The following is a 25,377-nucleotide window of genomic DNA, read 5'->3' on the forward strand; positions in this document are numbered from 1 at the left end:
ACAACCGCTCGGCAGCATCACCGCCATGAACCCCAGGTTGTTGATCGGCGCGGTGTTGTTCACGCTCACCGCGTGCAGCCAGGCGGCACCACCGGTGCAGGTGGCGTCGCTGCATACGTCCGGCTCCTCCCCCGCCTCCGCCGCGCAGGCCCCGGCCGAGTCCGAGCAGCCGCGGCTGCGGATGGACATGACCGAGCAGGAGAAGCAGCGGTTGTACGACGCTCACACCGCGTGTCTGGCCGAGAAGGACCCGAACGCCACTGGCACCGGCCCCGATCCCGCAGGCCGCCGCCAGTACAGCGACGAGGCGTGGAGGGCGTGCGCGAAGACGTGGCCGCTGCCGCCGTGGGAGATGGACCCCGGCAACCCGACGTTCAAGGACAACTGGCACAAGAACGTGCAGTGCCTCAACCGCCGCGGCATGAAGGTGATCGAGACCGAGCCGGGCAGCTGGACCTACGACGGCGAGCAGACCCTGCCGGAGCCCGAGCGCCACCGGATCGAGAAGGAGTGCGAGCTGGAGGTCTTCGGCGGAGGACGCAAGTGAGGCGGTGGCTCGTCGCCGGCGTGGTTGCGATGGTCGTGACCGGTGCCGTGCTGGCGTTCACCTGGACCCGCCAGGCCCCGGCCCAGTCCGACCAGCCACCGGCACCGAAGACCGTCGCCGTGGTGAAGACCGACCTGACCGACACCCGCGAGTTCAAGGCCACGCTGGGTTTCGGCGCCTCCCAGCAGGTCACCGGCCGCCTCCCCGGCACGCTCACCTGGCTGCCCGCACCCGGCCTGCTGGTGGACCGCGGTCAGCCGCTGTACAAAGTGGACAACCGGCCGGTGTGGCTGTTCTTCGGCGACACCCCGTTGTGGCGCAAGCTCGACAAGGCCGGGGTGCGCGGCCCGGACGTGAAGGTCGTGAAGGACAACCTGGCCGCGCTGGGTTACCGGCTGGGCGGCCCGGCCGACGAGCTGACACCGCCGACCGTCGACGCCGTGAAGCGCTGGCAGAAGGCCGCGAAGGTCGAGGAGACCGGCGTCGTGGACGTCGGCGACGTCGTGGTGTTGCCGGGCAAGGTCCGCGTGGAATCGGTGACCGCCAAGCTGTCCGCCACCGCCGAGGGCCCGCTGATGGCGGTGACCGCGCCGGGCAAGGCGGTCGAGGCGTCGGTGGACGCGCAGGCGGCCGAGGTGTTCGCCAAAGACTTGAAGGTCACCGTGCTCCTGCCTGATGGCAAGGAGGTCGGCGGGACCGTGCGTTCCGTCAGCACCGAGGTCGAGGAAGCGAAGAACGGCAACGGCGAGTCGTCGCCGGCCGTCGCCGTGGACATCGGGTTGGACGGCGAGGTCGCCTTCGAGTCGGGTCCGATGCGCGTGCGGGTCACCAGCACGGCGCGGAAGGGGGTGCTGGCGGTGCCGGTGACGGCGCTGCTGGCGTTGCGCGAGGGCGGGTACGCGGTGCAGACGTCGGGCGGGCTGGTCGCGGTGCAGACCGGGCTGTTCGCCGGTGGGCTGGTGGAGATCAGCGGCGGCGGGGTCAGCGAGGGCATGCGGGTGGTGACGACGTCATGACAGCACCTCGCCCGGACCACCGCCCGGTCACGCCAAGCCCGGCCGCACCACCACGCCTCCCCACACCTCCGGCCACGCCAAGCTTCGCCGCCCAGCCGCGAACTCCCACAGCCCCGGCGCGCTCCACCCCCGTTCTCGACCTCCGCGACGCCGTCAAGGAGTACCCCGGCGGCGTCCGCGCGCTCGACGGCGTGTCCCTCACCCTCCACGCGGGCGAGGCCGTCGCCATCGTCGGACCGTCCGGTTCCGGCAAGTCCACGCTCCTCAACCTCCTCGGCACCCTCGACCGCCCCACCAGCGGCTCCATCGCGTTGGACGGCCACGACATCGCGTCGCTGTCCGACCGGCAGCTGTCGGCGTTGCGCGGGCGGCGGATCGGGTTCGTGTTCCAGCAGTTCCACCTCGCCGACGGGCTCACCGCGCTCGACAACGTCGCCACCGGCCTGCTCTACGCCGGTGTGGCGCGCAAGTGGCGTGCGGCGATGGCGACGGAGGCGTTGCAACGAGTCGGGCTCGGGCATCGGCTCAAGCACCGGCCGCACGAGCTCTCCGGTGGGGAACGCCAGCGCGTCGCCATCGCACGTGCGGTGGTGAACAGGCCGGCGCTGGTGCTGGCCGACGAGCCGACCGGGGCGCTCGACACCACGAACGGGCGGGCCGTGCTGGACCTGCTGCTGGACCTCAACCGGGAAGGCACGACGCTCGCCGTGATCACGCACGACCGGGAGGTGGCGGCCAGGTTGCCGCGGCAGGTGGAGATCCGTGACGGCCGCGTGCGGGTGACCTCGTGAAGCCGGCGCGACTGAGCCCGGCCGACCTGCTGCTGCTCGGGCTGTCCCCGTTGCGCACCAGGCCGTTGCGCGCGGTCCTGTCCGCGCTCGGCATCTCCATCGGCATCGCCACGCTGGTCGTGGTGACCGGCATCCCCGCCTCCAGCCGGGCCGCGCTGATGCAGGAGTTCGCCGCGCTGGGCACGAACCTGTTGCGCGCCGAGGCCGCCACCGGCACGAACGACGAACCCGCGTCGCTCCCGCCCGACTCGGTCGCGATGGTGCAGCGGATCGGGCCGGCCTCGCAGGTCAGCGCGGTCGCGAACACGCACGCCGTGGTGCGCCGGTCCGACCGGGTTCCGGAGTCGGAGACGTCCGGGCTGACCGTGCTCGCGTCGTCGCTGAACCTGTTGGACACGCTCAACGGGCGCGTTCACAACGGCACGTTCCTCAACGCTGCCAACGAGAAGTTCCCGACCGTCGTGCTCGGGCACGTCGCGGCGACCCGGCTCGGCATCACCGCGCCGGACGCCCAGGTGCGGATCGGCGACCGGTGGTTCACCGTCATCGGGATCCTCGCTCCCCTGCCGCTCGCGCCGGAGGTCGAACGGGCCGCGCTGGTCGGCTGGGAAGCCGCTCGCGAGATCGGGTTCGACCAGCGGCCGACGGTGCTCTACCTGCGGGCGGACGAGGCCTCGATCGACGACGTGCGGGCGGTGCTGCCGCCGACGATCCACCCGCAGCAACCGTCGCAGGTGAGGGTCAGCCGGCCGTCCGACGCGCTGGTGGCCAAGCGGCTCACCGAGAACACCTTCTCGGCGCTCGTGCTGGGGCTGGCGGGGGTGGCGTTGCTGGTCGGCGGCATCGGGGTGGCGAACACGATGGTGATCTCGGTGCTGGAGCGCAAGCGCGAGATCGGGCTGCGGCGCGCGCTCGGGGCGAACCGCGGGCAGGTGCGGACGCAGTTCCTGACCGAGTCGGTGGTGCTGTGCGTGCTCGGCGGGATGGCCGGGGTGCTGCTCGGGCTGCTGGGCACGGCCGGGTACGCCGCCGCGCACGGCTGGCCCGCGGTCGTGCCGGTCGAGGTGGTGCTGGCCGGGCTCGGCGCGGCGGTCGTGACCGGGGTGGTCGCGGGCGTGTACCCGGCGGTCAGGGCGGCGCGGCTGACGCCGACGGAGGCGCTCGCCGCGCCGTGAGAAGTCCGTCGTGCTCGACTGTCGAGTTCCAGGGGCCTCGTTCGTCCTCGGAACGACTGGAGGACACGCGGACGAGTGCCGCCGCCGGGGTGTGTTCGTGGCGGGCGACCCGCTCAAGCCGGTCACCACGGCCACGACTGTGCGCGTTCACAACGCCAAGGCGGTGCTCACCGACGGGCCGATCGCGGCTACGACCACGACAAGTACCGGTGCCTGGCCGGCACCCGCGGCATCGACCACCGCTCTGGACTGGGGCACGGTCCGCTGCCGGTCGAACGCACCTTCGCCTGGCAAACCCTTCCGGCGGCTTCGCGTCCGGAACCTCGGTGACACTAAAACAAGAAAGACACAATTGATCAACTGTCACCCGGCGATCTTCGGCAATTAACGTAATCCGTGAGGCGGTTCCAGAAATTGTGGACGCCATACGAGAGGACCATTTGGGGGACTGCGGTGTCGATCACCGCAGATGCAGGGTAGATTGTGTGTTGTTACCCAGGACCTCGGTGACGTGACCTGCTCCGCGATGATCGTGGGCACAGAACACGAGCCGAGGTTTTTTTCGTGCGCAAGTCGCCGCACAGCACCTTTTGACAGGTGTTCCTGCGCGTCACTCGCGTCTTCCGCTGGCGCGTCCGCGCCGTGCGACTATGAACAATTTTTGTTCGGGAAATGACAACATGAGGATCCAGCAGAGTCAGATGCGCCGAGCGATCGTCGCTGCGGTGGCCGGAGCACTCGCGGTCCCGGCCTTGTGGGCAGTCGCCCCGCCGACCGCCCAGGCCGCAGTCAACTGCGTCGTGAGCGCCGGCGTGACCCAGACCGACACGGTCGTGATCGGAAGTCCCGGTAACGACACGATCGACTGCGGCGGCACGGATCCCGCCAAGACGATCAACGGCAACGGCGGCAACGACACCATCACGGGCTCAGCTCTCGACGACACGATCGACGGCGGCGACGGCAACGACACCATCACCGGAGGTACGGGCAACGACACCCTCACGGGCGGCCTGGGCATCGACACCATCTCTGGCAGCGCCGGCACGGACACCCTCGTCGGGCCTTCTGCCGACGGCAGCCAGGACAGCCTCGACGGTGGTCTCGGCGTCGACACCTGCCAGGGGCCCGCGCCGGATCCCGACATCCACGCCAGCTGCGAGAACACGAGTGTCCCGCCGACGACGGGCCCGGGCTCCGGCACGGGAAACGCGACCCAGCTGTGCATCGCGACCGGCGGCGTGCTTTCCCTCACCGTGAACCCGGTGGGATACGTCTGCGTGTTCACCCCCCTCAGCCCCACCAACCGCCGCGTCCAGGAAGCCCGCAGCATCTGCACCGGAGCCGGCGGAACGTTCGTCAGCCTGCTCCCGCTGAGCTACACCTGCATCCTGCCGGGCACGTCACAAAACATCCGCCCCACGAGTTGATCCGGTGCTCATCGCGCACCGTCGGCTGAGTGATGTGTCCGGGACCGCACAAGCAGGATCGGGTAGTGATCCGCTCACCGTGGCAGCAGAAAGCCGATGATCGCGTTGACCCGACGGCGGCGGTCACCACGGCCGCGAAGGACGTGAATCAGCGGGTTGTGCAGCTGCCCCAGCAGCTGCACAACCCGGTTCGGACCCCGGCTGGGCGGCAGCTCGTCCGGTCCGAGCTCCGCGAGCCTGCTCCGCAAGTCTGAAGTGGACAGACCAGCCACCGCATCGGAGCCAGCGGCCCGGCCACGTCGACCCGCACACCAGCGGCACCGGCACGACGATCCGGTTCCGCTTCGCCATCTCACCGGCCGGGCGCGGCACCGGTCGCGTCGCCCGCGCCGCCGATGCGGTCCGAGCCGCTGGACGTGTCGGGCCCCGGCGACGCCTTGACGGTGCGCAGGTGGCCGGCCTGAGAAACGTGTTCGAACTCGTGCGGGGCCTTGACGCAGTCGTCAGTCCGTCACCCCGATGCGACCGGCGCACACCGCGAGGAGGCCGGACGCCCTGTCCGACGGCCAGTTCCCCGGCGGCTGGCGACCACTGGCGACCGACCCCGCCACCACTCTTCCCGCGCTGAACCCGCCGACCTGGCGCGCGGACGTGACGCGACACCTCTGACCGTCGCACTGCGACAGTCCTTCGTGGACTACCACACGGCATCCGAACCGGCCTCGCGCCTGTGAACGGTGCCGCCTGCAGCCAATCCGAGAGGTCTGTCCGCCGTCACCCCGAGCAGCAGGAGCCGCGTCGTCCGCGTCCTCAGCGACGGCGAACCCACCTGCACGACACCATCGATCGTGCACCACATGCGTCCGGGAGCCGCGGAGGCCGCGGCCGCCGTTCTCAACCGGTGTGACGTCGCGGTGGTCCAGCACGAGTACGGGATCTACGCCGGCCGCGACGGCGCGGAGGTGCTGAGCGTGCTGGCCCGGCTGCGGGTCCCGGTGATCGTCGTGCTGCACACGGTGCTCACCACGCCCACCTCCGGACAGCGCCAGGTGCTCGAAGCGGTCGTCGACCACGCCGACGCCGTGGTCACCATGTCGGAAGCGGCCAGGAACCGCCTGCTGGCGGGTTATGCGGTCGAACGGCCGGGCGAGGTCGTGGTGATCCCGCACGGCGCTGTGCCGACCGACAGGTCCGCGCCCGGAGCACCGGACCGTGGCCCGCTGGTCCTCACCTGGGGCCTGCTCGGGCGCGGCAAGGGCGTCGAGTGGGGCATCGCGGCGCTCGCCGCACTGCGCGACCTGCGGCCGCGCTACCTGGTGGCGGGCCAGACCCATCCCAAGGTGCTGGCACATGAGGGTGAGGCGTACCGGACGCACCTGCGGGAGCAGGCCGCCGCGGCCGGGGTGACCGACCTGGTCGAGTTCGACCCGGCCTACCGCGAAACGGAGGCGCTGGTGGACCTGGTCGGCAGGGCCGACGTCGTCCTGCTGCCGTACGACTCGTCCGAACAGGTCACGTCCGGCGTGCTCGTGGAAGCGCTCGCGGCGCGGAAGCCGGTGGTCACGACGGTGTTCCCGCACGCGGTCGAACTACTCGCGGACGGCGCCGGTCTCCTGGTACCGCACCGGGATCCCGCCGCCATCGCCGCGGCGCTGCGGCGGGTGCTGACCGAACCTGGCCTCGCCGCCGGGATGCGCGAACGGTCCGCCGGCCTGAGTGCCGCACTGAACTGGCCCGCGGTCGCGAGCCGTTACCGCCGCCTCTCCGAGAACCCGGTGGCGGACAAGCTGTTCGCCGACCGAGTCGTCGTGACGATGTGAGCGGCCTCCAGTTCGCCCACCTGATCCGGCTCAGCGACGACACCGGTCTCCACGAACACGCGGACGGCCCGCTCCCGCGCCGGGAGCACGGCTACTGCCTCGACGACGTCGCGCGGGGCCTCGTCGTCCTGAACCGCGAACCCGGGCTGCCCGCCGATCTGACCGCTCTGGCGGAGGACTACCTGGCGTTCGTGTCCTACGCGCAGGCCGAGGACGGACGCTTCCACAACCGGCTCAGCCCCGATCGCCGCTGGCTCGACGAACCGGGACTGGGCGACTGGTGGGGACGCGCGCTGTGGGGACTCGGCACCGCCGCCGCCCGCAGCACGGTGCCGGCGATCCGGCGGGCCGCACTGGAGTGCTTCGACCGCAGCGCCCACCACCGGCCGTCATCGGTGCGCACGATGGCGTTCGCCGCGCTCGGTGCCACCGAGGTGCTGAGCGCCGATCCCCTCCACGCGTCCGCCTCCGCACTGCTCGGCGACATCACCTCGTACATCGGTGGGCCACGCCCCGACGCGAACTGGCCGTGGCCGGAGAACCGGCTGTTCTACGCCAACGCCGTGCTGCCGGAGGCGTTGATCGCGGCGGGCGACCTCCTCGGGAGCGACGAGGTCCGTGACGACGGGCTGCGACTGCTGGAGTGGCTGCTGACCGTGGAGTCCAGAAGCTTCCACCTCTCACCGGTCCCGACCGGCGGGTGGTTCCTCGGCGAACCGCGCCCGGCTTTCGACCAGCAGCCCATCGAGGCCGCCGCGATGGCCGACGCCTGCGCCCGCGCCTACCGGGTCACCTCCGATCCCGCGTGGCTCGACGGTGTCCACCGTTCGATCGCGTGGTTCAACGGCGACAACGACCTCGGCTCGCTGATACACGACGAACAGACCGGTGGCGGCTACGACGGTCTGACACCGAGCGGTCCGAACATCAACCAGGGCGCCGAGTCGACCCTGGCGCTGATCTCCACCCGGCAACACCTGCGCACGCTCCTGAGGAGCACCGCATGAGCGCCTGAGTCACGCGCAGCCCGGTGCGGCTGCGCCCGGACGCGAGCCGCGTCATCACCAAGCTGTTCGTGCCGGGAGAGGAAGTGCCCGAGCACGAGTCGCGGTCGGCGGCCGTCATCCGGCGGGACCGCGTCCAGGTCGGCAACTGCGGCTCGCCGACCGCAACTGCGCCCGGCACGGCGTCCGCCGTGGTCAGATCGACATCTCCGCTCGACTGATCCGGGGTGTTCGAGCTCTTCGGCTGGGCCACCGCCGTCCGCCGACCGAGGCCGGAGCGGCTGACGCGCAAGGTCAAGTCGTCCGGCGACGCCCGAACGGCGGCGCAACTCGGGGTGGCAGCGCACTAAGATCACCTGTGCGCCTGGCCCGGTCAGGTGAGAGCTCGACTGCCGCCCCGGCCCCCGGCGGTGCCACTTCCACCACCACTGATCTGGGGTGCTGCCTGACATGACCGGTCTTGCCGACGTCACGCTTCTGGAGAAGGACATCCGCGCACTGCGCGAGAGGGACTGCCGTCACAGCGGCGAATCCTGTCTCGACCGGGTTCGTCCGGGGATCCGCGAGAACCTTCCGTTGCTCGACCGCGGCCGGGAACGGTTCGGCGCCGCGAACGGCACCGAGGTGGTCGGCTGGGCGAGGTCCTTCACCGAGTCCGATCTGCCCACCGGCCAGTTGGCCGAAGGGGCCGTCGGCTCCGGGCCGCGCGCGCTGGAGTCGGCCACTTCCGCCGGCTCAGCGAGGATGCGCGACCGCTTCCGTTCCCTGGTGACGCCGTGAGCGGTGAACGGCCCGCCGAGGTGCCGGCGGGTATCGCCTCCGACGCGACCGCTCGCGGTGCCGCGATGTCGAGCGAAGCGGCGTGCGAGGCGTGCGTGGCGCTGCTCGGGGTCAGCGGCGCCCAAGTGACGGTGCTGAAGGGCAAGGGCCGGGGTGAGTCCCGGTGTTCCACGAACCAGATCGGCACCCTTCTGGAGAACATGCGGTTCACCCTCGGCGAGGGACCGTGCGAGGACACGCTCCGGTCCGGTGCCACGGTTCTGGTCGATGACCTGGACTCCTGGGAGAACCACCACCGGTGGCCGCTGTTCACGCTGTCCGCCGCCGCCACCGGGGCACGGGCGATGTTCTCGTTCCCGTTGCGCAGCGGCGCGATCCTCCTGGGATCGCTCGTGCTGCACAGGACGAGCCCAGGGCCGCTGACACCGGAGCAGGTGGCCGACGCGCATGTCGTGACCGACATCGTCATGTCGTCAGTGCTGGACGAGTTGGCCCGCGCCCGCGTCGACGTTCGAGTTCCTGCGCCGCACGGAACACCGCTGGACCGCGCCGAGGTGCACCAGGCCGTTGGAATGGTGTCGGTCCAGTCGGGAGTGAGCATGGACGAGGCGCTCGTGCGCCTGCGCGCCCACGCGTTCGCACACGACCAACCGGTGGTCGAAGTCGCTCGCGACGTCGTCGCCCGACGTCTGCGACTGAGTCCGAACGACCCGCACGGTCTCCGTGCTCCTCTCCGCCCGGAGACGACGAACAGTGGTGACTGACATGTCCGTGGAGACCTGGCGGAGACGTTCGTCGAGCAGGTCATCAGCGCCCAGGAGTCGCTCGCGGGGCAGCTGCGGTACGCGTTGCAGAGCAGGTGCTCATCGAGCAGGCGAAGGGCGTGCTCGCCGAGCGCCTGCAGATCGGCATGGGCGAGGCGTTCGGCCTCCTGCGGGTGCACGCGAGGAGCAACCGCCTGCACCTGAGCAGGGTGGCGGAGGACGTCATCGACGGTGCGATCGACATGACCGCACTCACGGCCAGGAAGTCGTAGCCACCCGCAGGCTCACCGCCTCACCGCGGCCAGGCCCTCCTCGACGTCGACGACCATCGACTCCGGCACAGGGCTGTCGACCGTGGTGACCATCGCGACGTCGGAGTCCCTGCCACGACCCCGCCCTTGCGGGGCGCGCCGTCCGCCGCGGTAGGTGGAAGCACGACCGACGCGGAGCAGGCGAGTGCCCCGCGTCGTGTGCGCCTCGCCGCCGCTGTGGCGTGAGGTCACCGCACCCGCTCCGGGATGTGGTCGAGCTCGCTCAGCACGTGCACGGCCAGATCCCGCACGGCTTTGCCGTCGAGCTTGGTGCGGTCGGTCAACACGTCCTCCACCAGCTTGAGCCGGCGGCCGTAGGCGGACGTGGAGGTCGGTTCGCTCATCGGTCTTCTCCCATCTTCTGCTGGGGAACCCGGCCACTCTCGGCCTCCCGTGAGTCCACAGTGGACTGCCGGGCCCTCTGGTCACCCGCGCGGAACAGGTCCTCGGCGGCGAGGTCCCGGGAACGCGGCTACCAGGCACCGTCGACATACCCCGCGGTGAGCGCCTTCGGCCGCAACCGCACACGCGACTGGTGCCGAGGCTGCTCGCCGGCCGTAACGGCCGGTGGGGCGATGGACTGGTGCGGAGCCGACATCATGCCGGGACTCCCGTCTTCGGCTGAACAACAGCCGGTTCAGGTTTCGCCGAGTACGACAGGGGCTTGACCGCCTATGTACGAGATGTTCTCGACAACATTGACACTACACCCCTTTTTCGCGATGGACCGATTGCACAGCCGCTGTTCCGGGATGCCGTCATTCCGCGTCGGTGCCGCTGACGGCCCTTGCGCGGCCCGGATCGCCGCTCGCCGTTCGACGGCTGAACTTCCCGATGATTTTGGGCATGTGGTCGCAGAAATGTCGGAGGACGAGGGCCGCGTGGTCCTGTCCGACGTCGCCCGGCCGGTCAACGAGCGGTCACCGGAGGTCACCGGGCAGACGAGGGTCAGCAAGCCGCGGCCACGCCGGTCACGCCTGCCGGCCGGCGGACCGGCACGCCAGCGCCTCGCCGAGGTCGGGGTGGAGGTCCAGGACACCGGACAACCCGGTGATCATCAGGGGTAGCCGCACCTGGCGGGTACGCGCCACCACGCACAGGTCGGTGCCCGTCAGCTGTGCGGTCTTCCCCGCGACGACCAGAACGGTGAGACCGGCCGCGCAGAAGAAGGTCACCTCGGAGAGGTCGAGGACCAGGTGGTGGGTGAACCGCAGTTGCTCGGCAATCCGGTCGCGCACCACCACGCAGGTGGTCATGTCCACCTCGCCGCTCACGGTGACCACGACCGCTCCGGACGGGACAGTCCGCGTGGTGCCGACGAGAACTTCGGCAGAGCGCCGGCTCACCTGAGCGTGCCGCGGGCCGGCGGTCGTGGTGACATCGATCTGTGCCATGGAAGCTCTCCTCGTCGGCTGACGCCACGCCGGGGTCCAGGGCACGTGCCGACAACGCTACCCCCATGAGCGGCTGACGCGGAAGCTCTGCGAGCACCGCATCGTCCGTTCGCACGAAACCCAGGCAATCCACAGTGGACGTTCGATGTCGCGATCAGCGGGACACGCGGTGCAGGAGTAGCCTCGAGGGATCGAAGCACCGGCGAACGGCGAACGACCGGACAAGAGGTCGGCTCGGATCGGAAGACGGACCAAGGCGGGCGCTGCCGTCGTGGCGGGCACACTCGTACTGCTCGCGGCGACGCTCTCGGTGTTGCTCGGCGTCGGCCAAGCAGGTGCGGCGCTGCTGGGAGTCCTCGGTTGGACGGTGGCCCTGGCGGCGCGTCTGCCGGTGCTCGGCTCGACGGGGAGGCTGCACGCCGTCCGACGTCGCGACACCATCATCGCGGTGACCTCCGGAGTCACCGACGAGGCAGTCCGGCTCGCGCTGGTGCTCGTCGCCGTCGGTGGAGCGGAGTCCGCGCTCTGGGCCGGTTTCGGCTGGACGCTGGCCCAGCTCGTGTTCATCGCCGCTACCGAGCTGACCGCGTTCAGCTGGCCCATCGGGCGGCAGGGCGTCGAACGGCTGAAGGCTCAGGGCGGGTTCGTCAGCACCCATCCCGCTCACAGCGGGACTCGCGGTCTCACGGCGATTTCGTTGCACATGGGGGCCACGCTGCTGCTGACCGCCGGACCGTGGTGGGTGTCGGCGACCGTGTTCGCCCACGTGCTGGTGAACCTCGGGTTCGCGAGATGGGCCGGCAAGCGGCTCGTGCTGGTCGAACTGCTCGGCGCCGTCGTGAGCGTGGCGCTGTTGCTGGCCGGACTGTCCGGCTCAGGAGTGCTCGGCTGACGCCGGACCGGATCGACGCCCGCAGTCTTGAGGACCTCCCACACAGCCGAGGCGGTGATTGCAGTACGAGGAGCGAGAGTCGTGCGCGAGGTGTTCAGCGCGAGCAGCACCCGAGCGTGCCAGATCGCCGACGCTGGACGCACACCCGTGACGCTCAGCCGGATCAGCTCTGCCTCTCGCCGGACATCCGGAGCGAGGTTCCACGGCATGTACACCCGCCGGCTCAGTGAACGGCCCTGAGGTGGACGAACCACGTGGTGTGGTAGGTCATGCCCCGGCAGCGGGCGTCGGTGTCGGCCTTGAGCTTCACGGCGTCGACCATCTTGTACGGGTGGTTGGTCTCGCGCTTCGCGAGGGTCGGCAGCTCGGGGTCCCCGCCAACGGTGGACAGTTCGACCTGGCCGTGGCAGTAGGCCTTGTCGGTGGGGTCCGCGGTCGAGTCGATGACGACGTCACCGGCGGAGATGGGCTGAAGTTCGGCTTTCACATTGGCATAAGGGTTCGTCAGGGTGAGGGTGACGTACGCGGTCTCACCGGGTAGCAGCACGCCGATCTGCGTGCCGGGAACCGTCAGGTGGGTGACGGACTCGGGCGAGCCGTTCGAGGCGGTGTACTGGATGCTCGTGGCGGTCGCGAAGGCGCTGGCGGCCACCACGGCACCCATGGCGGCGCGGACGAGTAGCGGTTTGCCTTTCTCCTTGCTGCGCACAGGTTCTCCTCTGGAACAGTTGGCGGGACCGCGACAACCACGGGGCCGGCAGCCGCGTGGTTGTCGTTGACGACTCGTGCGCCGACGTTGGGGTGAGCCGGGTCGTCCGCAGGACTAGCGGACGGCCTGGAACTGGGCGGTCCAGGTGGTGTGGTAGGTCATGGCCTGGCAGCGGATGTCGGTGTCGTCCTTGAGCTTCACCGCGTCGGTCAGCTTGTACGGGAAGTTCGCCTCGCTCACGGCCAGCGTCGGCAGAAGGGGGTCCGCGCCGAGGGTGGAGAGTTCGATCTGGCCGTGGCAGTAGGCGGTGTCGGCGGGGTTGGTGACGCTGTCGATCACGACCTCGCCAGGGGTCACGCTCATCAGCTTGATCTTGACGTTGGCGTTCGGGTTGGACAGGGTGAGGGTGACGTAGGCCTTCTCGCCGGGCAGCAGCGTGCCGGTCTGCGCGCCGGTCACGGTGGCGGGAACCATCGCCTCGGCCGAGCCCGACACGCCGCCCGCGGTGCTCTCCTGGACGAACGCGGCAATGGCCAAGCCACTGACGCCCAGGATCGTGCCGGCAGCGGCGATGACGAGCACGGACTTGGCCTTCTTGCTGACATGCATGGCAGTTCTCCTCACGTGGTGCGAAAACCTGGTGGCCAGAAGGCCATCGGGTGGTTGAAGTTGTGCTGGTCGTGAACCTGGCCGCCGCGGCGGTGCGTGCAACCGCCCGCGGTGGTCAGGGAGTGGGAGGTTGTACCCGGCTGGAACCGGAGGGCGCGTCGACGGGTGTCGTTCCGGCCGGTGCGGGTGTGGACAGCGCTGGCGTGGACGGAGTCGTCTCGGGTGCCGACGGGGTGGCTGAGGCGATCGGCCCGTCCGCGGGCGGAGCGAGTGGTGTTTCCGGGGTTTGGGTGGCGGTGCCGGTTGTCGTCGACGTGACGGCGCTGGACGGGATGGGCGTAGGCGCCCAGGTGCCGGCAGTGCCGTCGATCGAGACCGTTGCCGTCGAGCCCAAACCTCCGGCGGACGCCACCCCGGCGGCCATGAAGCCCAGTTCGGAGATGACCAGCACGGTGGTGATCGCGCCACGTCGCAGAGTGCGGCCCTTCACGGCCCAGACCCCGCCGATTTCCGCATTTCAAGGAGCAGCTCGCCGCTGCACTGACATGTTGTACCCTTCATGATCCACTCTTCCTGTGCAGAATTTCAGGCCGACCGCGCCGATGCCAGTCAAATGACGAAACAAGCATCGAAGACAGATGAGAGCACTGCCTTGGATGTCGGAAACGAATTTCACCCTGTTACAGAATTTTCCTTCACGTATGCGATCGTTACAATTATTCGAAGATCACCACGGAATTGCAGCAGGCTGATCTTCCGGTCTTCAACAGCTCACAGATACGACCTGGAACTGTCGGTAGCGAAAATCATGCCGCCGTCGGGATGGCGGCGACACAAAGAAAAACAGAAAGTGGTTCAGAACCGAAAGAAGGAGTCGCCACGACCGACCCGAACGTCAAGCGCTACGAGCAGGCCCGCCGGCAGTCGACTCGATCACCACGACGACGTCACCGCAGTCGCCGGCGTCGGACGGGTACAAGCCGCATCTCTTGTCGACAGCGACATGACCGTCGGTGACGGCTTTGTCCCAGCGGTCTGCGGATCGGTGATGAGTCGGCCGACGCCGCGCGAGCCGGACAGGTCAGCCGCGTCCGACAAGGGCGTCGACCGGGGTGCCCTCTGTTGCCGGCTGTGTTCGACCTCGTTGTGCGCTGGCGGTGTTCGCATGCCGTGCGGTTGCCCGTTTCGATGTCACCCGTGCTGCGTGCTGGCACCGGCGTCGCGGACAAGCACTTCCGAGACTTCCAGCATGCCGGTGGCGAGGTCGCGGGCTACCTCGGAGAGGCGGAGGTTGTGGGTGTGGGCGTAGTCGCGCAGTCGCGTGTAGGCCTGGTGCATGTCCAGGCCACCGGACTCGGCCAGCACACCCTTGGCCTGTTCGACGACGGTGCGGTGGTGCAGGGCGGCCTGCAACTGCTCGAAGACGACCTCATCGCGGTGCACGGCGCGTTGTTGGAGGATACCGATGGTGGCGATGTCGGCGAGCGCCTGCCCGAGCTCGACACTGGCGTCATCGACGGCCACCGGCGTGGTGTGCAGCAGCGTCAGGGCCCCGACGACATGGCCTCGCAACCGCATCGGCACCGCGGCCGCGGCGCGGAACCCCGCGTTCACCGCCACCGGCGCGAACACCGGCCAGCGGTCGACGTCCGCGGTCAGATCCGCACTGGCGACCACGACACCGGTCCTCACGCAATCCAGACACGGTCCCTGCTGGGTCTGCGCGGCGAACACCTCCGCCAGTTCGGAGCGCTCGGAGGATCCTGCCGCGGGCTGCCATCCGCCGCGCTGGTCGGACAGGATCACTCCAGCGGCGTCGACCTTCAGCAGCTCCACCGCCCGCTCGGTGAGCAGCCCCAGGAAGTCCAGCACGTCAAAGTCCGCCACCAGGGTGTCGGCCAATGAGACGAACACCCTGGCCAACTGCTGATCCCGTCCGGTGCTCATCGTGACGACCTTTCCTCTACACGCGTCATGGCCGATCCTCTTGGGTGAAACGCAGTGTCCGCCTGACGACCTGTCGGGCGACCTCGGCCAGCGGCAGATCATGGGTGAAGGCGTACCCGCGCAACCGCATCAACGCCGCTTCGGTGCTCACGCCGAGCTGGATCTGCACCATGCCTGTCGCTTGGTGGACCTCGATGTGCGGATCGACCAGCCAGCTCAAATCCGCGGTGTTGTGCCCGCTGAGTTCGTTGGCGATGCCTTGGGTGGCCAAGTCGGTGAGGATCAGTGCATCACTCATCTCATCGTGGGAAAGCGGCCCTGGCGTGTCGCGGTAGAGGTCCAACGACCCCAACCGCACCACTCCGATCTGCAGCGGGAACGAGAACACCGCCGCCGCACCGAGCGCCAGCGCGCCAGGGGTGAACGCGGGCCACCGCGCGCCCTCGGCGGCCAGGTCCGCCACCAGCACCGGACCACCCGAGGCGAACGTGTCCAGGCACGGTCCTTCACCGACGGTGAGCTGCAAGTCTTCCAGCCCGGCGCTGGTCGGGTTCGTGGCGTGGACCAAGCCTCGAGCCGGATGGCCGGCGTCGGAGCCGTTGCCGTTGCCGTTGCCGAGGTGACTGAGCACGGTGGCGCCGGCGCCGGTGACCGACAGTTCCTTCACACATCGAGCGCAGACGAGCGCGACGGCGGAAGCGGAAGACTCGGAGAGGTCGGCGACCAGCATTTCCAGGAGCCGAGCACGCCGGTTCTGCATCACGACATCCTCCCGCTCGACCTGCCACTACCGCGTGAACCCTAGCGTTGTCGGACCAGCCGCTGGGCAATCCCGCTGCTTGAGGTGAGTGGGTCACCGATGCTCGCCCGCACGTGATCACCGGGCTCGAGACGAGTCAGGTCCTGGGTCCGGGCGGTGGCTGAAGACGGGCGAAGGGTGTTCAAGCCGATCACTGATCGCGTTCGACCACCGATCAGTCAGGACTTGCTCGTCGAGATCGTCGGGATTCCGACGACTGGACGTGGCGACCGAGTCATCGAAGCCGGCGCACGGTGTCGGACAGGTCGGCGGTGCCGTCGACGATCGCCCGGGCGGTGTCGAGCAGGTGCGCGTCGTGCAGGCGCGAGTGCGTGGTCATGACGGTGTGGGCCGCGGCGACGGAGATGCCGTGACGTTCGGCCAGAACCCCTTCGGCGTGTTCGACGACGGCGTGGTCGCCCAGCGCGGTCCGAAGTTGATCCGCGAGCGAATCGCGCTGACGCAGCATCCCGTCACAGGTGATGACGACAGCCGCCAAGTCGGCCACCCCTTGCGCGAGTTGGACTTCGCCGGCCGAAGGCTCGTGTGCTGAGGCGTTGAACAAGGCCAGCGCACCCAGCGACGTGCCGGCCAAGGAGAGCGGCAGGGTGTAGACGGCTTGGAAGCCCGCGGTCCGTGCCTGTGCGGTGAACAGCGGCCAGCGGCTCGTCACCGCCAGGTCGGCAGCAGTCACGGGCTGCCCGGTCTGGCAGGTGTCGTGACACGGTCCCTCCGGCAACCGGCACAGCTCCCGCGCGGTGGCCGCCCCCTGGCCGGATGCGGCCAGGTCCTGACCGGTGAGAACGATCGCGGCCGCGTCCAGGTCCAGCAGTTCCACACAATGCCGCGTCAGCGTGTGCAGGTGGCCGCTGAGGTCGACACCGCCGGGCAACGCCGCCAGGGCGCCGATCACCGGCGCTGATCGCGCCACGGCGAGTCGGGCGCCGGCCTGGTGGATCGTGCCGATCGTGCCGTCGAGCCCGGCGATGACGGCCCGCACACGTTCCTCGGCGAGACGCCGGTGGCCGGGAAGCAGGCCGAGCACGGTGTGCAGGCCGAGGCCGGCTGCGTACAGCTCGTGCACCACGCGGCTGAAGAGCCTGTCGATCCAATGCTCGGAAGGCAGGACGTGCGGCTGGGGCTCGTACAGCGGAACGGACCCGGCCGGTGGAAATGCCGGGACTGGCTCTTGCTGGGGCATCGTGATGGATCCCTTGGCCTCGGCTGCCGAGGCGCGGGAAAGAGACCGCCGGGTCCAGGGCAGCGTCCGGGCACCGCGCACCGTGATTGGTGGACGATGAGATGCTTCCGCGCGGGCGATCTGGTGACAACCAGCCGGTCGGGCGATGTTCGGAGAACCCCGATACTCCGTCGGGGTGGGATCGCACGCTGCAGTGGCTGGGAATCGAGCTGCTCCAAGACTGCCCAGGGGATCCAGGACAGCCATCTGCTCAGGCCCACCACCTGCCCGCAACGGCGGCATCCTGGTCGACGTCATCGAAGTCCGCGACCGAGCCACCGCGCTACACCTCGAACGCGCCGTCCTCGATCAGCACCTGCCTGTGGCTCCGCCCGAACCCGACTCCAGCACGTCCGAAATTGCTCGCGAACACCGGCGGAAGATTGCTCCTGGACTGGAATTCATCATTACGACACCGTCGGAGCCGTGGCCCGCGACGATTGACCTGCAGAAGTGACCAAAAATGGCCACTGTGCAAGTCGTCCCACATCCGGCACTTCGGCGGTGTCCGGCGTTTCCACCTCATCTTCGACTTACCGGAGATATTCGAAACGAGGTAGACACCCAGCGAAGTCATCGAGGAATCCGAAGTGGAGTGGAAAGCTTGAGGTCGACCTACCTCGCATCCGGGGGAAATATCGTCGCATCGGAGTGTTCATCCACGTGCACCTTCCCCTCACGTCGCCAGATGGTGAAGCGTAATGCACGAAGGGTGCTGTCCGACTCGGCGTTCTAATTCCAGGCAGCGTCGACCAAGTGACTCCGGACCCCGGTCATTCGGATTGCCCTTGCGGGTCGCGGCATCAGCTCGGGCCCACCCACGGGTGGAGAGTGATCATGACTTCAACAGCACGCGCAGGCACGGCCCGCCGTTTGGGACGGGCTCTGGTCGGTTTGGGCACGGTGGCCGGGTTCGCCTTGGTGGCACCGGGCGCGGCCCAGGCGATCCCGCCGGGGTGCACGCAGACGGGCAACAACTTCGTCTGCACCGCCGGCATACCCGCCGGCCAGGTCCTCGACGGCACCGCGGCCGACAACATCATCACCATCACCGGCGGGCCGGTCAACGGGACCGTCAACGGCCTCGGCGGCAACGACACGATCACCGTCATCGGCGTCGCGGGTGTCACCGGCCCGAACGGCGCTCCCGGTGCGAACGGCACTCTGGGCAGCCCGGCCGGCAGCGCCGGCGGCAACGGCGGCGTCGGCACGGGCGGTGTCGCCGTCGGCGGCACCGGGATCATCGACGGCGGCGCGGGCGCCGACAGCATCACCGTCACCGGTGGTGCGGGTGGCAACGGCGGCAACGGCGGGTCCGGCGGGTTCGGGCTGGGCAGTGGTGCCGGGGCGCCGGCGGCAACGGCGGCGTGGCGGGGTCGGCGGGCGGGTAACGCCGGACTGATCCACGGGGCGGGCAACGACACCGTCAACGCCACCGGCGGCAAGGGCGGCAACGGTGGCCTCGGCGCTCGGCGGCAACGGCGGCGCCACGGCGGGTGGCGCGGGTGCCGGTGGCATCGGCGGCGCGGCCGGTGTCGGCGTCGGCAACTCCGGCGCGATCAACGGCGGCACCGCCGACGCCGGTCTCGACACCGTCACCGCCACCGGCGGTGCGGCGGAGCCGGTGCCGCGGCGGTGTCGGCGGCTGCGGCAGCGGCGGCGGAGCGGGCGGCGTCGGCGGCTCGGGCGGCGCGGGTGGTATCGGCAACTCCGGCACGATTAACGGCGGCGCCGGTGTCGACACCTCAAGGCCAACGGCGGTCTCGGTGGCGCCGGTGGTGTGGCGGCAAGGGCGGCAACGGCATCAGCGCCACCCAGCCGGCGGAGCCGGTGGCGTCGGCGGAGCGGCGCGGGCGGCATCGGCAACTCCGGAGCCGTCAACGGCGGTCTCGGTGCCGATGCCATCACCGTCACCGGCGGCAACGGCGGCAACGGCGGTGCCGGCGGCAACGGCGGCACCGGGTGCAGCGGCCCGGCGGCGCCGGGGTCTCGGCGGAGCGGCTGGCGCGGGCGGCCTGGGCAACACCGGCACCGTCGAAGCCGGCGCCACCGTCGTCAACGGCTCCCCCGGCATCGCCGGCTCCAACGGCGTAGCCGGTGTCAACAACGGTGGCGTCTGCTCCTGCTGACGACAGCGTTGACGCAGAACCACCACGGCCCTGGGCACGCGGCCACCCGCCGCGGGCCTGGGGCCGGGTGGACAGTCGCCGCCGGGTGCGGCGACGGATCCGCAGCGCCGGGAGGCCGTGGTCACGGCATCCCGGTTCAAGCGGCCGGTCACGTTGTCGGCCCGGGATCGTGAAGAGTTGATCCGGCTGACCACGACAGGCGTGCATCCGGCATCGTCGAGTTCGCCGCCCGCATGGAGACGCGCGCCAGGACGGTGAACACGTCCGGTGCCGCACCCGACTCCGCCACCTATCCCAAAAGGTCAGACGCGATGGTCTACCAGCACGTCAGGGCGCGGTGCGGTCGGTGATACAGCCAGTGCCCGCACCGCGCAACCAGACAGCGCGGAGGCTGACTGCTCAACGCACCGCGTTAAGCCCGGCCAGACCACATCTGCGCGGCCTCCGCCAAGCCCGGCGAACCAGTCCCGGCACCCACGAGGTACCCGCGGCGGCTCCGCCTACACCGTCAACGGAACAACGCCTACCGCGAGCCGTGGTCAAGCAGCTCCGGAAACCCGCGGCGCACTGTGGACCGGCGCGGTGGTCGCCGACCGATCACGCCAGACCCGTGCGCGACGCGCAGCTGACCCAGCCGCGCGTCTACCTCCACACCGCCGACCTCGACGCGTCGGTGCGGCGGGTGCAGGAGCTGGGTGGCAAGGCCGACGTGCAGCAGGTCCCGGAGGTCGGGCGGATCGCACACTGCTCCGACGACCAGGGCACGCTGTTCAGCCTGTACGAACCGCAGGGGTGAGCCGCTCGGGACTGTCCGAAGTGGATCGAGTGGCACCCCGCCGCACACCCGTCCTGCCGAGCCGCTCGCCCGGTGCGCGTTAACATCGGACCATGTCGGACATCGGCGTGCTCTCGGCACATGTGCTGCAAGGCTTCCAGAAGGAGCTCTTCACCCGCCTCGCCGAGGCGGGCCACGGGCACCTGCGCCCGCGGCACGGCGCGGTCATGGCCTACCTCAAGCCGACCGGCAGCCGGGCCAGCGAGCTCTCCGAACGTTCCGGACAGCACAAGCAGGTCATCGGCACCCTGATCGACGAGCTCGAACGCCTCGGCTACGTGACCCGCCAGCCGGACCCGGACGACCGGCGGGCGAAGCTCGTGATGCCGACCGAACTGGGCCGCGACCAGATGGCACAGGCGAAGCGGCTCATCGCCGACATCGAGGAGCAGTTCGTCCACCAGGTCGGCGCCGAGCGGTTCGCGGCGTTCAAGGAGGTCTTCACCGAAGTCGCGCGCACCTACCGCCGTTAGACCACGATCTCCGCCTTGTGCTTGGCGAGGAAGTCCTTGAGCGTCAACCATCCCGGCACCAGCGCACGCGTCTGCTCGACGTCGCGGCGGCTGAGGATGTGCTCGTCGAACTCGGTGTAGTACTGGAATTCCAACACCGAAACCCGGGACCGATCCCGTGTTCATCTGAACACAGGAAGTCATGGCCGAGAGGCTAGCAGTAACAGCGAGCGATCGGTCAACACGGGATACGTCACGCGGACCGCGCCCTTGAAGGCCCGCTAGCTGCGGTTCGGCGCGTGTGACCGCGTGCGTTGCGACGCAGAGCTGCGAACGCCCCTGGCGTACCGCCGCCGCCGCTCGTTTCAGTTTCTCGGTCTGCCATGTTCGACCATTGTCGACGTCCAGTGAGGTGTGAAGTCGTATTGCTGCGCGGAGTGGGCGAAGTTTGGTGACTCGACAGAGGTGGGCGCGGTTGCTCCGGCTCTGCGTTCGCGGGCGACGTACTCGAGGTCATCGTGCCGAAGGGCGCGTCCGGCAACAGACGAGCGGCTCACCGCGCCTACCCGTCACGTAATGCATACGCGCCGCGCCTGCGCGTAATACTCCCGGATTCCCGGCAGGTCTGCGTGGTGGTCCGTATCGGCGGGCGCAGTGCGCGCGCCTACCGCAACCGTTACGGCGATGCCCGAGCCGAACGTGAATGCTGTGTCTGTTCAACTCGAGCATCTCGCCCGAGCGGATGCCTGATGCGCGCCAGGCATCCGATGCAGCCAGCGAGCGAGGTCGGCCTGAACCACCGATCCAATGAGGTGCGTAACGCCTGTCGACGAATTCCGACGATCTTGCAGCACGGGAGGAGCGGTCTGTGGAGTCGCGGCGCGCACTGTCGGTCGGGGTGGGCTCGTTTGCCCACCATGAGCAGCTGGGGTTCGCTCCAGGACTGTCCGACCAACTCGGTGCGGTGCTCGCCGACCTGGATTACAAGGTGAGGGTCGTTGCCAAGGAAAGCCTGCATGGCAAGGAGCTCGCAGCAGAAGTGCACAATGCGCTCACTGGAGAGCCCTCCGACATTGCCGTAGTGCATCTGATCTCGCACGGCGAACCCGGTTCAGGCGGGTCCACGGTCTTCGCGCTGGGAAGCGACAGCAAGCCGTACGATAACGCGAGCATCGCCCACTGGTTGACTGTGCAGGAGGCAGGTGATCGGCCCACCACGCTCTTCCTCCTCGACCTGTGCGGTGCTCGCGCCCTTGCTCGCCTGCCGTGGCAGATCCGGACCGAGGAGCCGTTGCGCGGTTGGGTGATCGCCGCCTGCGGGGAACGCGAAGCCGCCTACGACGGACGGTTCACCCAGGCCGTGATCTCCGTGCTGAAGGCGCTGCGGGCGGGCGAGCTGGACATCGATCCCAGCCTGCCGCACGTTCCGCTGGCTACGTTCGCCATTGCTGTCCGCGCTGAGGTGAACCGTCTGGCTGCCGAAGTGGACTCGTTCCCGCAGCAGGTGACCGCAAGCCTGTGGACATCAGCTCGCGCGTCGAACCGCCCTTTTTCCCCAATCCCGCTTACGACCCAACCTCCAAGCCGCGGCTGCGCGCCTCGGTCGATTCAGGTCTGCTGCCGTTCCTCGACGATCTCGATGAGGGGCTGGACCCCAGGCACTTCCTGGAACGCGCGACTGGCCTCGGACGGCTAACGGCTGCGGGTTCCGAGCTGGTCGGCTGTTTCACCGGCCGTGATCGCGAGCTCCGCCAGGTGTCGCCGTGGCTCAGCGGCGACGGTTCCGCGCCGCTTTGCGTGGTAACCGGCAGTCCAGGCGCGGGAAAGTCGGCGCTGCTCGGCGTGCTGGTTTGCGCGGCCCACCGATCGTTGCGCGAGCCCACCAGGCCGATCTGGGGACAGATCGTCCAGGCGCCCGTACGGATCAATGATCTGGCAGCGGTACACGCGCGCGAGAGGGTTCTTGGTGCCGTCACCGCCTCGATCGCACGCCAGCTGGACTTGCCCGAGAACTTGACGGCTGCGGAGCTCATCGACGCATTACGCACACGCCCGACTCGGCCGGTGCTCGTCGTCGATGCCCTGGACGAGACTGACGACCCGCAGCGGTTGATCAACGAGTTGTTGTTGCCGCTCATCTCAGAGAAAACACGTGGCAACCCAGTGCGACTGCTCGTCGGCGCGCGCCTCTACGAGGATTACCAGCCGCTGTTTGACTGCGGATGGATGATCAACCTGGACAAGGTCGAGCAAGACGTGCTCGAGGATGACCTTCTGCACTACGTGCAGGGCCTGCTGCGTACCACCTCGGAGTACCGGAAGCAGGGTGGCGCGGTCGGAGCGTTCGCACAGGCCGTGGCAAGCGTGCTGGCGACGCCGGACGTCGGCGGCGGGCGCCTCTCGGGTCCGTTCCTGGTGGCCGGACTGTATACGCGTTACTTCATGACTGTTAACGCAGATCGCGTGGTCACTGATGCCGCTGCTGCGGCGCAGGAAGGTGCGAAAGTTCCCGTGGATCTTCGGGGCGTGCTGGATCTTGATCTGCGGCTGGAAAGCGACGCGCTGTGGCTGCGACCGGTGCTGACCGCGTTGGCCTATGCGCGCGGCAGCGGGATGCCGGTTTCGGTGCTTACCAGGGTCGCCGCTGCCTTCGCACCGGCCGGCACGCGTCCGACCACAGGACAGATCCGGTCCGCTCTCAATGTCGCGCGGTTCTACGTGCGGCAGTCGCTGGCTCCTGATCGCAGTAACGTCTACCGCCTGTTTCACCAAGGACTGGTGGACACCCTCGCCGAGAACTCAGCCGAGAGGCTGGGCGCGGTGCTGGACGCCTTGGTGTCCTCGCTCGGGCCTCCGGATCAGCGGGACTGGAACGCCGCGGAACCCTACGTGCTCGAGTATGTCCGCGAGCACGCGTCCGCAGCGGGCCGTGTTAAGGAGATCGAGGCCGATCCCGGCTTCGTGCTGCACCCTGGCTCACCTCTGCGCACCGAGGCTAAAGACGCGGCAGAGCTGGCGCTGATCGCGGTCAGGAACGGCAATCGCGCGCTCGCGAGACGGGCAGCGAACCTGCCCGGCAGCCCACACCTGATGTGGCAACCCCGCTGGTCACTCGGCACGCTCGCGTCGGATGCGTGGAGCGCCGAGGTGAACAGCGCTCCGTCCAGGTTCGAGTCGATCGCGATCTCCGGTAATGGGGAGTCTGTCGTCGCGCTGGGGTCGGACGGGCTGGTCTGCTGGGAGTGGGCACCGGACCAACCACCGCGGCTTCACCGGACCGAGGGTTACGTCATGGGGCACAAGGTGCTCCTGTCACGGCTCGGAACTGTGTTCGCGCTCGGTGACTCGGGGACGGTGCTCGATTTCGGCGATGCGGCAGTGTGGGAACAGGACGATCTTGATCCCGTTAGAGCCGCGGCGATTTCAGGCCCTTCCGAGATCGTGTACGTCGACCACGCCGGCGAGATCGTCCGGCACGATTTGGTGACGCTGCGCCGTGACATGATCGGTTCCACAGGCCTTAACAGCGACCGGTGGTCCATCGCCGACGCCGAGGGCGCGATTGTCGCAGTCGCGTTCGCTGACAGCGTGTGGTTGAAGGTTTTTACGTACCCCGGTCGCGAGTACGCAGTTCGTGTCCCGCAAGACCCGATTTCGACCTTCGCTATCAGCCCGGACGGTCGGCATGTCGTGGCGGGTACTGAAGGCGGATGGCTGATCTTCGCCCAGCTCCAAAGATACATCGAGTGGGAGTACTTCGATCAGCTACATAGCGAGATCACGGCGGTGGCGGCCACGTCCGGTGCCTCGCGGCTAGCAGCCGGGTGCGAGGACGGCACGGTGGTGGTCTTCGGACCTGATGGCAGAAGGCAGGTCACTGCGCAGGTGTCACATCGTCCAATTAGGAAGCTCACCCTCTGCGCGCTAGTGAAGCGCGGTCTCGCCTTGGACGATGACGGGAAGGCCCACTGGTTCGAGTTCGAGGCCGGCGTCGTCACGTCACGTCTGCCGACGTTGATGGATGTCTCCGCCGGAGATCTTGTGGTGACTGCGTTCCTGGCGGAGAGCGGCGAGGTTACCGTGGGCCTGAACGACGGCACAGTCGCCGCGGTTGTGCTCGAGACAGGCGAACTGCTGCACGAGACTCGTCTCGCTGCGGTGGCGCGGGAACTGGCTTCGGTCGACCTCGGTGGCCGGGACGGAACGCTGGTCGCCACGGGTGCGGGGTACAGCCTGCTGCACGACCACTTCGACCGCGTAATCGACCTCGGCTTGGCCGAGTGGGCAAAGGAGTACCTTTCGCCGACAGACCCGCCACCAAGGATCGGCGTCGGTTCCGGTGTGGTCGAGGTGTGGCACGACGGCTACGAAGTGCGGGTCAGAAAGCTGGGTTCGTCCCCTGACCTCGGGTTGGCGGAGGGCGTCGACCTGGAGTGGCGTTACCGCCAAGATAGCGAGGTTCTGTGCAGCGCCTATTTCGGCCAGCGACCGCTCGCGTTCTCTGGTGGTTCAGACGGCTCCGTGGACGTGTGGGACCTCGAGTCGTTGGAGATGGTCGACACGTTACGGGTGGGTGGGCCGGTACGCGACGTCCGCACGGTCAGCGGGCGCTACCTGCTCGTGCTTGCGGGCGGCGAGCTTGTGGCTTTCGAACACTACGACGGTTCCAGGAAGGGCAGCTCGTGATACTCGGCGTACATGGCATCGGCAACTACAAGTACTTTAAACGCACC

31 protein-coding genes and 1 pseudogene are annotated in these 25,377 nt (G+C 68.9%); 21 read left to right on the forward strand and 11 right to left on the reverse strand.

The window, feature by feature from the left end; translation table 11 throughout:
* Positions 1–25 precede the first annotated feature (25 nt).
* The 5 genes from BBK82_RS43905 (at position 26) to BBK82_RS43925 (ending at position 4,959) form a co-directional block, all read left to right on the forward strand.
* Positions 26–547 carry a hypothetical protein gene (locus BBK82_RS43905; protein ID WP_065920187.1) on the forward strand — a complete coding sequence of 174 codons (522 nt, stop codon included), beginning with the start codon at positions 26–28 and terminating at the stop codon, positions 545–547.
* Entirely contained in the window at positions 544–1,563 is a 1,020-nt protein-coding gene (locus BBK82_RS43910) for a peptidoglycan-binding protein (RefSeq protein WP_083268604.1), read from the forward strand. Before BBK82_RS43905 ends, BBK82_RS43910 begins: the two co-directional genes overlap by 4 nt.
* Positions 1,560–2,354 carry an ABC transporter ATP-binding protein gene (locus BBK82_RS43915; protein ID WP_083268605.1) on the forward strand — a complete coding sequence of 265 codons (795 nt, stop codon included), beginning with the start codon at positions 1,560–1,562 and terminating at the stop codon, positions 2,352–2,354. Before BBK82_RS43910 ends, BBK82_RS43915 begins: the two co-directional genes overlap by 4 nt.
* Positions 2,351–3,529: an ABC transporter permease gene (locus BBK82_RS43920; protein WP_065920188.1), complete on the forward strand. Its 1,179-nt coding sequence runs from the start codon at positions 2,351–2,353 to the stop codon at positions 3,527–3,529. The genes BBK82_RS43915 and BBK82_RS43920 overlap by 4 nt, the downstream gene beginning before the upstream one ends.
* Before the next feature lie 701 nt (positions 3,530–4,230).
* Entirely contained in the window at positions 4,231–4,959 is a 729-nt protein-coding gene (locus BBK82_RS43925; protein ID WP_065920189.1) for a calcium-binding protein, read from the forward strand.
* 74 nt (positions 4,960–5,033) lie between these two features.
* Here BBK82_RS43925 and BBK82_RS57120 read toward each other — a convergent pair whose 3' ends face one another.
* Entirely contained in the window at positions 5,034–5,315 is a 282-nt protein-coding gene (locus BBK82_RS57120) for a cation-transporting P-type ATPase (RefSeq protein WP_418287473.1), read from the reverse strand.
* Between the two features lie 163 nt (positions 5,316–5,478).
* Between BBK82_RS57120 and BBK82_RS51225 the strand changes: the two genes are divergently transcribed.
* The 8 genes and pseudogenes from BBK82_RS51225 (at position 5,479) to BBK82_RS53360 (ending at position 9,599) form a co-directional block, all read left to right on the forward strand.
* Complete coding sequence (locus tag BBK82_RS51225; RefSeq protein ID WP_154697855.1) at positions 5,479–5,628, forward strand: hypothetical protein; 150 nt, start codon at positions 5,479–5,481, stop codon at positions 5,626–5,628.
* 188 nt (positions 5,629–5,816) lie between these two features.
* The gene (locus BBK82_RS43930; protein ID WP_065920190.1) at positions 5,817–6,779 is read left to right on the forward strand and encodes a glycosyltransferase; all 963 of its coding nucleotides are present in this window, start codon (positions 5,817–5,819) and stop codon (positions 6,777–6,779) included.
* Positions 6,776–7,786, forward strand: coding sequence for a glycosyltransferase (locus BBK82_RS43935; protein ID WP_065920191.1), 1,011 nt, complete (start codon positions 6,776–6,778; stop codon positions 7,784–7,786). The genes BBK82_RS43930 and BBK82_RS43935 overlap by 4 nt, the downstream gene beginning before the upstream one ends.
* A gap of 23 nt (positions 7,787–7,809) precedes the next feature.
* A complete protein-coding gene (locus BBK82_RS43940) occupies positions 7,810–8,004 on the forward strand; it encodes a hypothetical protein (protein WP_065920192.1) in 195 nt (64 codons plus the stop codon).
* Positions 7,941–8,133 (forward strand): annotated as a pseudogene (locus BBK82_RS55365) (hypothetical protein); the annotation flags it as partial. The gene BBK82_RS43940 and the pseudogene BBK82_RS55365, both read left to right, overlap by 64 nt.
* A 100-nt stretch (positions 8,134–8,233) precedes the next feature.
* Positions 8,234–8,563, forward strand: a complete 330-nt coding sequence (locus BBK82_RS43945) for a hypothetical protein (RefSeq protein ID WP_065920193.1) — start codon at positions 8,234–8,236, stop codon at positions 8,561–8,563.
* Complete coding sequence (locus BBK82_RS43950) at positions 8,560–9,327, forward strand: GAF and ANTAR domain-containing protein (protein ID WP_065920194.1); 768 nt, start codon at positions 8,560–8,562, stop codon at positions 9,325–9,327. The genes BBK82_RS43945 and BBK82_RS43950 overlap by 4 nt, the downstream gene beginning before the upstream one ends.
* 95 nt (positions 9,328–9,422) lie before the next feature.
* Positions 9,423–9,599 carry an ANTAR domain-containing protein gene (locus BBK82_RS53360; RefSeq protein WP_218920530.1) on the forward strand — a complete coding sequence of 59 codons (177 nt, stop codon included), beginning with the start codon at positions 9,423–9,425 and terminating at the stop codon, positions 9,597–9,599.
* A 12-nt stretch (positions 9,600–9,611) separates the two neighbouring features.
* Here BBK82_RS53360 and BBK82_RS43955 read toward each other — a convergent pair whose 3' ends face one another.
* From BBK82_RS43955 to BBK82_RS43960, 3 genes are all read right to left on the reverse strand, one after another.
* On the reverse strand, positions 9,612–9,830 hold the full coding sequence (locus BBK82_RS43955; RefSeq protein WP_065920195.1) for a hypothetical protein: 219 nt from the start codon (positions 9,828–9,830) through the stop codon (positions 9,612–9,614).
* Positions 9,827–9,982 (reverse strand): DUF6307 family protein, encoded by a 156-nt coding sequence (locus BBK82_RS52150; protein WP_170068068.1) that lies wholly within the window; start codon positions 9,980–9,982, stop codon positions 9,827–9,829. Before BBK82_RS52150 ends, BBK82_RS43955 begins: the two co-directional genes overlap by 4 nt.
* A gap of 627 nt (positions 9,983–10,609) precedes the next feature.
* Entirely contained in the window at positions 10,610–11,032 is a 423-nt protein-coding gene (locus BBK82_RS43960) for an STAS domain-containing protein (RefSeq protein WP_065920196.1), read from the reverse strand.
* Positions 11,033–11,303: 271 nt separating this feature from the next.
* Between BBK82_RS43960 and BBK82_RS52155 the strand changes: the two genes are divergently transcribed.
* Positions 11,304–11,924, forward strand: a complete 621-nt coding sequence (locus BBK82_RS52155; protein ID WP_065920197.1) for a hypothetical protein — start codon at positions 11,304–11,306, stop codon at positions 11,922–11,924.
* 223 nt (positions 11,925–12,147) lie between these two features.
* Here the strand turns inward: BBK82_RS52155 and BBK82_RS43970 are convergent, their stop codons facing one another.
* Together BBK82_RS43970 and BBK82_RS43975 are read right to left on the reverse strand one after the other, a co-directional pair.
* A complete protein-coding gene (locus BBK82_RS43970) occupies positions 12,148–12,633 on the reverse strand; it encodes a hypothetical protein (protein ID WP_065920198.1) in 486 nt (161 codons plus the stop codon).
* A 114-nt stretch (positions 12,634–12,747) separates the two neighbouring features.
* The gene (locus tag BBK82_RS43975) at positions 12,748–13,242 is read right to left on the reverse strand and encodes a hypothetical protein (protein ID WP_065920199.1); all 495 of its coding nucleotides are present in this window, start codon (positions 13,240–13,242) and stop codon (positions 12,748–12,750) included.
* Between the two features lie 203 nt (positions 13,243–13,445).
* On the opposite strand from BBK82_RS43975, the gene BBK82_RS53365 reads away from it, so the two are divergent.
* A complete protein-coding gene (locus BBK82_RS53365; protein WP_154697857.1) occupies positions 13,446–13,805 on the forward strand; it encodes a hypothetical protein in 360 nt (119 codons plus the stop codon).
* A gap of 628 nt (positions 13,806–14,433) precedes the next feature.
* Here BBK82_RS53365 and BBK82_RS43985 read toward each other — a convergent pair.
* The 4 genes from BBK82_RS43985 to BBK82_RS44000 all read right to left on the reverse strand — a co-directional run bounded on the left by BBK82_RS43985 (position 14,434) and on the right by BBK82_RS44000 (position 18,673).
* Positions 14,434–15,291: a GAF and ANTAR domain-containing protein gene (locus BBK82_RS43985; RefSeq protein WP_335618022.1), complete on the reverse strand. Its 858-nt coding sequence runs from the start codon at positions 15,289–15,291 to the stop codon at positions 14,434–14,436.
* Entirely contained in the window at positions 15,215–15,919 is a 705-nt protein-coding gene (locus BBK82_RS43990; RefSeq protein WP_237047918.1) for a GAF and ANTAR domain-containing protein, read from the reverse strand. The genes BBK82_RS43985 and BBK82_RS43990 overlap by 77 nt, the downstream gene beginning before the upstream one ends.
* Positions 15,920–16,223: 304 nt before the next feature.
* Positions 16,224–17,189, reverse strand: a complete 966-nt coding sequence (locus BBK82_RS43995) for a GAF and ANTAR domain-containing protein (RefSeq protein WP_170068070.1) — start codon at positions 17,187–17,189, stop codon at positions 16,224–16,226.
* Between the two features lie 842 nt (positions 17,190–18,031).
* A complete protein-coding gene (locus BBK82_RS44000) occupies positions 18,032–18,673 on the reverse strand; it encodes a hypothetical protein (protein WP_218920531.1) in 642 nt (213 codons plus the stop codon).
* Between the two features lie 11 nt (positions 18,674–18,684).
* Here BBK82_RS44000 and BBK82_RS44005 point away from each other — a divergent pair, with 11 nt between their 5' ends.
* From BBK82_RS44005 to BBK82_RS44020, 4 genes are all read left to right on the forward strand, one after another.
* Entirely contained in the window at positions 18,685–18,951 is a 267-nt protein-coding gene (locus BBK82_RS44005; RefSeq protein WP_065920205.1) for a hypothetical protein, read from the forward strand.
* 175 nt (positions 18,952–19,126) lie between these two features.
* Positions 19,127–19,357 carry a hypothetical protein gene (locus BBK82_RS44010; RefSeq protein WP_154697859.1) on the forward strand — a complete coding sequence of 77 codons (231 nt, stop codon included), beginning with the start codon at positions 19,127–19,129 and terminating at the stop codon, positions 19,355–19,357.
* A 610-nt stretch (positions 19,358–19,967) separates the two neighbouring features.
* Positions 19,968–20,153, forward strand: coding sequence for a VOC family protein (locus BBK82_RS44015; RefSeq protein ID WP_065920207.1), 186 nt, complete (start codon positions 19,968–19,970; stop codon positions 20,151–20,153).
* Positions 20,154–20,245: 92 nt separating this feature from the next.
* Positions 20,246–20,665, forward strand: a complete 420-nt coding sequence (locus BBK82_RS44020; RefSeq protein WP_065920208.1) for a MarR family winged helix-turn-helix transcriptional regulator — start codon at positions 20,246–20,248, stop codon at positions 20,663–20,665.
* Here BBK82_RS44020 and BBK82_RS51240 read toward each other — a convergent pair.
* Positions 20,662–20,802 carry a hypothetical protein gene (locus tag BBK82_RS51240; protein WP_154697860.1) on the reverse strand — a complete coding sequence of 47 codons (141 nt, stop codon included), beginning with the start codon at positions 20,800–20,802 and terminating at the stop codon, positions 20,662–20,664. The two genes, BBK82_RS44020 and BBK82_RS51240, sit on opposite strands and share 4 nt — an antisense overlap.
* A 710-nt stretch (positions 20,803–21,512) precedes the next feature.
* Between BBK82_RS51240 and BBK82_RS56530 the strand changes: the two genes are divergently transcribed.
* Positions 21,513–22,340 (forward strand): caspase family protein, encoded by an 828-nt coding sequence (locus BBK82_RS56530; RefSeq protein WP_065920209.1) that lies wholly within the window; start codon positions 21,513–21,515, stop codon positions 22,338–22,340.
* Between the two features lie 59 nt (positions 22,341–22,399).
* A complete protein-coding gene (locus BBK82_RS44030) occupies positions 22,400–25,330 on the forward strand; it encodes an NACHT and WD repeat domain-containing protein (RefSeq protein ID WP_071812802.1) in 2,931 nt (976 codons plus the stop codon).
* Positions 25,331–25,377 lie beyond the last annotated feature (47 nt).

Origin of the sequence: Lentzea guizhouensis, assembly GCF_001701025.1 — a bacterium.
GTDB classification, from domain to species: domain Bacteria; phylum Actinomycetota; class Actinomycetes; order Mycobacteriales; family Pseudonocardiaceae; genus Lentzea; species Lentzea guizhouensis.